This is a genomic window from Streptacidiphilus monticola, assembly GCF_042658505.1.
In the GTDB taxonomy this organism is placed as follows: Bacteria; Actinomycetota; Actinomycetes; order Streptomycetales; family Streptomycetaceae; genus Streptacidiphilus; species Streptacidiphilus monticola.
This window is the reverse complement of the sequence record NZ_JBHSQJ010000003.1, coordinates 18977-28377: the sequence shown is the minus strand read 5'-3', so window position 1 is coordinate 28377 and position 9401 is coordinate 18977. Positions and strand designations below refer to the sequence as shown.

General features: G+C 75.8%; 6 protein-coding genes. All 6 read right to left on the bottom strand.

Annotated features, from left to right (window positions below; all coding sequences use genetic code 11):
* Positions 1-1775: FtsX-like permease family protein (locus ACFP3V_RS00795; protein WP_380578521.1), on the bottom strand; the 1775-nt coding region annotated here is incomplete at its 3' end.
* A gap of 400 nt (positions 1776-2175) precedes the next feature.
* Positions 2176-2559: a globin gene (locus ACFP3V_RS00790; protein WP_380578519.1), complete on the bottom strand. Its 384-nt coding sequence runs from the start codon at positions 2557-2559 to the stop codon at positions 2176-2178.
* 13 nt (positions 2560-2572) lie between these two features.
* Positions 2573-3466 carry an FHA domain-containing protein gene (locus ACFP3V_RS00785; protein WP_380578517.1) on the bottom strand — a complete coding sequence of 298 codons (894 nt, stop codon included), beginning with the start codon at positions 3464-3466 and terminating at the stop codon, positions 2573-2575.
* Positions 3467-3505: 39 nt separating this feature from the next.
* The gene (locus ACFP3V_RS00780) at positions 3506-4852 is read right to left on the bottom strand and encodes a vWA domain-containing protein (protein ID WP_380578515.1); all 1347 of its coding nucleotides are present in this window, start codon (positions 4850-4852) and stop codon (positions 3506-3508) included.
* A 3-nt stretch (positions 4853-4855) separates the two neighbouring features.
* Positions 4856-5845, bottom strand: coding sequence for a PP2C family protein-serine/threonine phosphatase (locus tag ACFP3V_RS00775; protein ID WP_380578513.1), 990 nt, complete (start codon positions 5843-5845; stop codon positions 4856-4858).
* 1128 nt (positions 5846-6973) lie between these two features.
* The coding region (locus ACFP3V_RS00770; protein WP_380578511.1) for a serine/threonine-protein kinase at positions 6974-9401 on the bottom strand (2428 nt) is incomplete at its 5' end.

Below are 9401 nucleotides of genomic sequence, written 5' to 3'. Positions count from 1 at the left end.
CCGCCCTGCCCGAGCGCCGGGGTGCGCATCGAGGCGACCCGGACGTCGGCGGCGGTGTCGAAGGCGGCCTGGTCCCGCTGGGACCGCTGCCAGCTGGCGGTCTGACCCACCGCCAGGGTGCCGATGGCGGCGGCGAGGGCGAGCGCGAGCACCGGCCCGGCGCTGCGGTGGCTGCGCCGGGACAGCTGCCAGGCGGCGAGCGCCGCGGGCAGGCCGTCGCCGCGGGTGGCGATCCGCTCGCCGATCCGGGCCACCAGCGGCAGCAGACGCAGCGTCAGCACCGTTCCCGCGGCGAGGGCCAGCGTGGGCGCGACGACCAGGACCGGGTCGATGCCCAGCGAGCCCGACAGGCCGCTGCTCAGCACCCCCGAGCCGGTGCCGGCGTAGTGGCGCAGCTGCCAGTAGGCGGCTGCGGCGAGCGCGACCAGGGCCACGTCCGCGCCGCCGCGCAGCACCCCCGGCAGGGCGGCGCGCCGGGTGCGCGCCCGGCGTGACTCGCTCCAGCCGCGCGCCCGCGCGAGCGTGGGCGCAACCACGACGAGGGCGCACCCGGCGGCGGTGAGCAGCGCCGTCCACCAGGCGGACGCGGGCAGCGGCCCGTCGAGACGGACCCCGGCCCGGGACAGCGGCCCGAACCGGGTGAGCAGGCGGATCAGCGGCCCGGCCAGCAGCGGCGCCAGCACCGCGGCGGGCACCGCCAGCAGCAGCGCCTCGCCCGCCGCGAAGCGCACCAACCGCCGCGGGGCCGCGCCGCGCGCCCGCAGCAGGGTGTTCTCGCCCTCGCGCTCCTCGGTCAGCAGCCGGGCCGCGAGCAGCAGCGTCATCACGGTGAGCAGAGCGAGTTGGAGCACCACGACCAGCAGGGTGGACCGGGCCACCAGCAGGCTCTGCCGCAACTGGTCGAGCACGGTGGGCAGTTGGGTGACGACCTGGAACTCGCCCTGGGCGCTGATCGCGGCCGCGCTCGCCCGCCCGGCGGCGGCCAGCTCGGCCAGGTCCCGGGCGTGCAGGGCGGACACGTCCGGAAGCGCGAGCCAGGACTGCTCGGACTGGGTCACCGCTCCGGTGCGGAAGGCGCCGTCGGTCGTGAGCATCGGCCCGTAGGTGGTACCGCCGCCCCCGGCGGAGCGCTGCACCCCGCGCCCGCCGAGGGAGTCCAGCTGCCAGTACGGGTTGGTAGTGTCGCGTGCTTCGTAGACGCCGGTGACCAGGACGGTCACCTTGGCCTTGCTGATCCGGTCGGTGAGCGTGAACCGCGCGCCGACGAGGCGACGGTCGGTCGCCGCCGAGGGGAGGGCCTGCAGCAGCCGCTGCTCGGCTGCCCTGGGCACGGCGATCTGCACGGGGGAGCCGCCGGGCGCGGCGTCGGCGGGCCAACTGCCCTGCAGCAGGCGCAGCTCGCCCCGGTCGAGAGTGGCCAGGCTGGTCACGTCCGGGTCGGACGCGGAGCCGCCGGGCAGCCCGAAGCCGTCGGAGACGGCGACGGTCCGCACGGACAGCGGCAGCCCCGGCAGCGTCCGCGCGGCGAGCCGCCGCGCCTCGGGGTCGCTCTCCGCCCGCTGCGGATAGCCGATCTGACGGCTCAGCAGGAGCGGCGTGGCCGCGGCGTCGGTCGTCCGCAGGAGCCGGCGTGCGCCGGCGTCCGCGACGCCCGAGGTGAACCCGGCGAGGGCGGCGAGGACGGTGGTCGTCAGCAGGATCGTGACCAAGGCGGCGCCGACGAGCAGGCGGTGCGCCCGCAGCCGCAGCAGCACGAAGCCCGCGAATCCGCCCATGTGAACCCCCCGGTTGCCGGCCCACGCGCCTCAGCCGAAACGTGAGCCCTGTTCGCGGGCGATCCTGTCACGCGGGGGAGTGGTGACGGAAGGCTTCTTTATCGCTCCGTTGCCCAGGCTCCGGACCGGGCCATGGCCCCGCAGGGGTTGTCAGGCGGCGCAGCCGCCAGAGGGCGCGAGGAGTCCCCCACCCTCCCCCAGCCTTCGGCCGGGGGCACCCCCACGGCGGGAGGTGCCCCCAGCGCGACCAGCCCACCACTCGGGGAGGTCCGACCCATCTGCGGGACGAACCACCCTGGGTGGTGGGCTGGTCGCGCAGTTCTGCGCGCCCCTGGCGGCTGCGCCGCCTGACGGTCCCTGCGCGCTCCTGGCGGCTGCGCCGCCTGGAAGCGCGTGCGGGCTAACCGGGGGTGTTGATCATGCTGGCGGCGGCGTACGTCAGGTAGTCCCAGAGCTGCGCCCGCTGAGCCTCCGTCAGGGGCACCTTCTCCACCGCTGCGCGCATGTGGCGCAGCCACGCGTCGTGCGCGGCCCGGTCGACCGTGAAGGGGACGTGCCGCATCCGCAGGCGCGGATGGCCGCGCTCCTCGCTGTAGGTGCGGGGGCCGCCCCAGTACTGCATGAGGAACAGCGCCAGGCGGTCCTCCGCCGGGCCCAGGTCCTCCTCCGGGTACATCGGCCGAAGCAGGGGGTCGCCGGCCACGCCCTCGTAGAAGTACCGCACCAGGGCACGGAACGTCGGCTCCCCGCCGACCTGCTCGTAGAACGTCGCCTCGGTATCCACAACCGCCATTCTCTCAGGCCCGCAGCACGGTGATCGTCGTCCAGGCGCCCACGTGGATCCGGTCCCCGTCCTTCAGCGCCACCGGCGTGTGCGCCGGGATCGGGTCGGGGGCGCCGTTCAGCGTCGTGCCGTTGGTGGAGTCCTGGTCGATGACCACCCAGCCGCCGTCCGGCTGCTCCTGCAGCAGCGCGTGCTGGTGCGAGGCGCCCGGGTCCTCCGGGGGGACCGAGAGGTCGATCTCTGGCACCGTGCCGCGCTGGTGGCTGCGGCGGCCGATGCGCAGTTGGCCGCGGCCGGTCATGGGCACCCGGCGCTCGGGGGAGTAGGGCGGGAAGTACAGCCCGGCCGCGTCCGGGCCGGAGCGGGACATCATGTCGTCGAAGTAGTCGCGGTCCGCGGCGACCACCGCCACCCAGGTCGTCGGGCGCGGCGGCTGCGGCGGCTGCTGGTACGGGTGCTGCGGCTGCTGGTACGGCTGCTGCGGGGGCTGCTGGCCCGGGCCGGGTGTCGCTCGCGAGGGGGGCTCCAGGCGGAAGTCGCCGCCCATCGTCTGCCCGCTCACGTACTGCTGGGCGTACTGCACCCCGTACGGCGGGGACTCGGGGGACGGCTGCCAGGACTGCGGCCGCTCCGGCTGCTGAGGCGTCGGGGCCTGCGGCCGGACCCGCTGCGAGGGCGAGGCCAGGTCGTAGTCGTAGCCGCACTCCTCGCAGTACCGGCCGGTCTGCGGGGTCGTGCAGATCGGGCAGGTGACCAGCCCGGTCGTGCTCACCTGGCCGGCCGTCGGGTGCGGCGGCTGCGGCTGCGCCTGGGCAGGCTGCGGCGCGGGCGGGGCCGAGATCGGCCAGCCGCAGAAGTCGCAGTAGTCGGCGGCCTGCGAGTCGTGCCCCCGCGGGCAGATCGGCATTGGGAGAGCCCCCCTCCGGGCTGGGTGCCTGAGCAGCCGTTACTTCTTCACACGGACTGTCTTGGTCGAACGGGTTTCCAACGTCATCGAGTCGGCCTCGCTGACGTTCCTGCGGACTCGAACGGTACCTTCCTTCGCGTCGACCACGTCGACCACCTTCTGCAGCAGCTTGAAGGTGTCCTCGTTGCCGGAGGCGTGCGCCAGCTGAACGGCCTTGCCCAGCTTGGCGGTTGCACTGTCCAGATCCCCCCGGCGGTGCGCGTCCATGCCCTCCTGGATCGCCGAGGCCAGATCGGCCTGCCCGGTGTAGTGCGCCACCTGCGGGTTGATCCGGGTGGAGGCGGCCAGGTCGTCCGTCCACACCGCCTTGACCAATCCCTGGGAGAGCACCTCGGTGGTCCCGTCCGGCTGCGGCACCACCAGGCTGATCCGCCCGGCCAGCATCTCGTCGCCCACCCCGGCGGCCGGGACCTCGATGCAGACGTGGTAGTCGCGGGACTCGTCGCCCCAGGAGCCGGTCGGGTAGTCCGCGGCGCGCGGACCGGACTCGCGGCGCAGCCCGGTCAGGTCCTGCAGCGCGGGGGCGACCTGCTTGACGAAGCGCACCTGGGCGTTGGCCGGCGTCCACAGGCGCAGGGCCACGTCGGCGACCTCCTTGCCCATGGTCTTCTCCATCATCGCCGCGAAGTCGGCCGCCAGGCCGGCCGGGTCGGCGACGATGTCCACGGTGCCGAGCAGCGCGTCCGCGATGCGGCGCAGCTCGGGCAGCTCCCAGTCGGTGCCGACGCCGCGGCAGTCCGCGGTGAACCGGCCCTGCACCCGGTCCAGCGTGCGCTGCAGGTCGGCCGGCTTCTCGTGCTCGTTGCGGCCGTCGGTGAGCAGGATGCCGTGACGGATGCTCAGGTCCGGCCGGGCGGCGAAGAGCTGGTCCGCCTTGGCCAGCCAGGTGCCGATGGCGGTGCCGCCGCCGGGGTTGAGCCGCCGCAGCGCCTCCTTGGCCTGCGCCCGGGTGGCGGCGTTGGCGACGGCGAGCTGCCCGCCGCCCGGGTACACCTCGTTGGCCTCGTGGGTCCCGGCGACGACCGCGAACGCGGCACCCTCGCGGATCTGGTCGATCGCGGCGGCCGTGGCCTCCCGGGCGTTGCGGATCTTGGTGGGCGGGTAGTCCATCGACCCGGAGCAGTCGACCATCACGACGACCGCAGCGTCCGGTCCGTCCGCTGGAGCGGCGGCCTGCCGGCTCGGCAGGGACCCGCTGGTCCCGCCGCCGGTCGCGGTGACCGTGACGATCGCGTTGACCTCGCGCGCCCCCTGCGCCAGGTACTCGTTCTGGAAGATGTCCACCGCGAACTGCGGCATGCTGTTGGACCTCGTGAGCCGGGCCATCGCTCAGCCCTCCCCCTCTGTCGCTGCGTGATGGATCGGAAGAATCGCGACCGTGACGTTGTCGTGCCCGCCCCGGTCGCAGGCGTAGCGGGCCAGCGCCTGGGCCGCCTCCAGCGGCCGGGTCCGGGCGTCCGCCGGGACGACGGCGGCCAGGTCGGCCGCGGCCTCGGCGTAGTTCCACAGACCGTCCGTGCAGATCAGGACCACCCCGGGGGCGTCCGGAACGAAGGACAGGACGTGCGGCTCGACCTCGACCGCGTCCGCGCCCAGCCACCCGGTGATGGCGTGCGCCCGGGGGTCCGCGAAGGCGTCCGCCTCGCTCATCAGCCCCGCCTCCACCATGCGGGCGGCCCAGGAGTCGTCCGTGGTCAGCCGGGCGGACGCGGGGCGGGCGTCCGGGAACCAGTACGCCCTGCTGTCCCCGACCCAGCCCAGGGTGACCCGCCCACCGCAGGCCACGGCGCTGACGATGGTGCAGGCGGGGGAGTTGCGGGAGGGCTCGCGTTCGAACTCGTCCGCGAGCGCCTCGACCCGGGCGGCGGCGGCGAGGATGGCCTTGGCCATGGCCTCATCGAGGTCCGTGCCCAGCTCCAGCTCGTCGAGGAGGGTGGCGCTCGCCGTGTCGGCGGCGGCCTGTGACGCGTCGTCAGGGCGGGTGGCCGAGGAGACGCCGTCGCAGACGACGGCGACGGCCGCGGGCTGCCCGTCCGGCCGCGCGGTGGCGGCGACGGCGAAGGCGTCCTCGTTCCGGTGGTGCCGGTGACCGCGGTCGCTCACGCCGCAGACGCTCGCGAGCGCGCGCTCCTGATGGTCCCGGGGCCGGGGCTGGGCGCGCCCGCAGTCCTCGCAGTACCCCTCCGCGTCGATCCGCGGCGCCCCGCAGCCCACACAGACGGACGCGGTGGCGGGCGCGGTGACCTCGTGGAACTCGTCGTCGGGGTCCTCGTCCAAGAGCAGGCTGCCCGGGGCGGCGAGCACGAAGTCCCCCGTCATCCCCGGCTCCTGAGACCCCTCGGGCTCCCCGGCCCTCGCCACCGGCAGCGCCCGCGGATCCCCGGAGGCGGCCACGCCCATGCTCGCCGCCGAACCTGCGGCTCCGGACTGTTCGGTGGGGCCGACCGCACCGGCTGACGGCGCGTCAGCCCCGGCTCCGCCGACCCAGCCCGGCGCCNGGTGCGTCAGCACCGGCTCCGAGGGGCTGCGCCCCCGCGCCGGGCACGCTGGCCGCCTCTGCGCCGGAGGCGCTGGGCCAGGCTGCCGCCTGGCGGGTGTCGGGCTGGCCCCCGCCCGGCCGGGGCGCGTTCGCGCCTGCGGCTCCCGAGGAGCGGGGCGGGCCTGCCGGCCGGGGAGCGGGGGTTGACGGTGCGTCAGCACCGGCTCCGAGGGGCTGCGCCCCCGCGCCGGGCACGCTGGCCGCCTCTGCGCCGGAGGCGCTGGGCCAGGCTGCCGCCTGGCGGGTGTCGGGCTGGCCCCCGCCCGGCCGGGGCGCGTTCGCGCCTGCGGCTCCCGAGGAGCGGGGCGGGCCTGCCGGCCGGGGAGCGGGGGTTGACGGTGCGTCAGCACCGGCTCCGAGGGGCTGCGCCCCCGCGCCGGGCACGCTGGCCGCCTCTGCGCCGGAGGCGCTGGGCCAGGCTGCCGCCTGGCGGGTGTCGGGCTGGCCCCCGCCCGGCCGGGGCGCGTTCGCGCCTGCGGCGGCCCCGGCGGAGCCGAGTGCGGTGTTGGGGGGCTGCTGCCCTGCTGCGCCCAGTACGGGGGTTGACGGTGCGTCAGCACCGGCTTCGCCGGGCTGGGGCGGCCATGCCGTTCCGGCGGGGCCGGGCTGACCTGCCGTGCCCGGGGCGGTCGCGGTGGGGGGCGGCGCCGACGGGCTGAGGCGGAGGGGCTGGCCGGAACCGGGCGGAGCGGGGAGGTTGGGGAGGGTGGGGGTGTGGTCCGGGGACGGGGGGACGCCGGGGGCGTGGGCGGGGCGCGGGGGGACGAGGCCGGGGCCGGCGGGGGCGGGCTGCTCCGCCCGCGCCGCGGCCAGGTTGATGCCGCACTCCTCGCAGTACAGGTCGGCCTCGCCGACCGGCTGGGCGCAGCGCGGGCAGGACAGGGTCAGTCGGTCCATGGGTCGCTCTCTCACACCCACGTCCGGGGACGGGTGCGGTTGGCGCGTTCCACGAGGGCGACGCGCTGGTCGGGGCGGTCGGCGTGGCGGGCGAGGACGCGGTACGAGTGCTCGAGCGCGAACCGCAACGCCCGCTCCTCGGCCGGGTGGCCCAGCAGCGAGACGGGACCCGCCGCGGCCGCGCCGTCCGGGCGGCCCGCCAGGACCCACCCGAGCGCGGTGCCGAGCACCTCCACCGACAGTTCCTCCTTGCGCCGGGCGTCCAGCCCCAGCGCCCCCAACTCCTGCGCGCAGGCGTCGAGATCCACGCGGAGCGGCTCCCGGGGCGAGCGCGCCCGCAGCCGCGCCCTGATGCCCGCGACCCGCGCCGCGACGTAGTGGTTGGAGGTCTCCGGTACCGACGCGAGCGCCGCCACCGCGCCCGTCCGGTCGCCGGACGCGAGCAGCACCCGGGCCAGTCCGAACGCCGCCGAGACGTAGGCCCGGTCCGCCGTCCACACCAGCCGGTAGAACTCGGCCGCGTCCTCCCGCTCGCCGAGCAGTTCGGCGCAGATGCCGAGCGCCAGCTTGGGCGCGGCCTCGCCCGGGAACGCGTCGTACACGGCGTCGAAGGCCTCCGCCGCCGCCTGCAGGGCCGCCTCCCGCTGCACGCCGTTCGGCTGCCCGGCCGCGGTCAGCAGTGCCAGCCCGCGGTACCACACCACGCGCCAGTCGTCCGGGTACGCGTCGGACAGCTGCGCCAGCAGCGCCTGCACCGCGTCCGCCTCACCCAGCTCGATCCGGGCGCGCAGCTCGCGCAGCCGCAGCTCCACGGACGGGACCGGCGCGGACTGGAGCGCGGCGATGACGTCCGCCGGGGCGGTCGCCATCAGGGCGGCGAGGAAGCCGGCGTTCGGGTCGGCCGAGTCGATCCGCGGGACCGGCAGCGCCAGCGCCGCGGCCCGCGCGTCCAGCGGCACGACCGCGGGCAAGCCGGGCGCACCGGACGGCAGTTCGGCCGCGTCGCGTCGGCCCCGCCGCCTTGCCGCGGGCGGCTCGGCGGTGTCCGGCTGGACCAACTCGGTGTCCACCACCCGCAGTTCCGGCCCGAAGAGGGTGGACAGCGCGGGCCGCGGACGTCCGTCCTGCAGCGCCAGGATCTCCCGGAGCACGCCGGTCAGCTGCTCGGCCATCTCCTCCGCCGAGGCGAACCGCTTCTGCGGGTCCTCGTCGGTGGCCCGGACCAGCAGCCGGTAGAAGGACTCGTAGCGGGCGAAGACCTCGACCTCCTCCGGGCCCGGAAGGCTGTGCCGGTACACGGAGTTGTAGCCCTGGAAGTCGAAGGTCATCACCGCCAGCGCCCGGGCGACGGTGTAGAGGTCGGACTGCGGCGAGACGCCCTCGGCGGCGACCTCCGGGGCCTGGTAGCCGATGGTCCCGTAGACGTTGCCCGGCGCGTTGAGGCGGTGCACCGCGCCCATGTCGATGATCTTGAGCTGGTCCTCGCTCTGGATCACGTTGTCGAGCTTGAAGTCGCAGTAGATCAGGCCGCGCCCGTGCAGGTAGCCGAGCGCGGGCAGCGCCTCCAGCGCGTAGGCGATGGCCTGTTCGACGGGAAGCGGGATCCGCTTGCCGGTGGCCGGGTCGCGGCGGGAGTCGGCGATGTCCTTGAGGGACTGGCCGCCCACGTACTCCATGACGATGTATCCGTCGAGGGTGCCGTGGGCGGGGTCGGGGTGCTCGACGAAGTTGATGATGCGGACCAGGTTGGGGTGGTCCACCTCGGCGAGGTAGCGCCGTTCCTCGATGGCGTTCTCGAGGGCGTCCTGGTCGCCGGTGTTGAGCAGGCCCTTGAGGGCGATCCAGCGGTCGTTGACCCGGCGGTCGATGCCGAGGTAGATCCAGCCGAGCCCGCCGTGGGCGAGGCAGCCGACCACCTCGTACTGGCCGCCGACCATGTCGCCCGCGGCGAGCTTGGGGGTGAAGGAGTAGTGCGCCCCGCACTTGGTGCAGAAGCCCTCCGGCTTGCCGGGGCGGTCGCCCCGGGTGCGGCCGACGGGGGAGTCGCAGACGCTGCAGAAGCGCTTGCGCTCGGGGACCTCGGGGTTCTGCAGGACGACGCTGCGGGGGTCCTGCTTGGGCACGGGCGGGACGGTGACCAGCCCGGCGCCGAGGGCGCCCCGCCGGGACGCGCCCGTGGACCGGGTGGAGCGGACGGACACCGAGGTGCTGCCCCGTCCCGTCCGGGACGACCGCGACCGCCCCGACATCGTCCGCGAGGATCCCCGGACGGAGCCACTGCGCACGGACGCGCTCCGCGGGGCGGGAACGACGGCTGCCGCCGGCAGCGGGGCCAGCCCGCACTCGTCGCAGTACCCGTCCCCGTCGATCGTCCCCCCGCACCCCTCCCTGTTGCACGCGCCGGATCCGGCGGAGCCGCCCCTGTGGCCACCCCCGCCA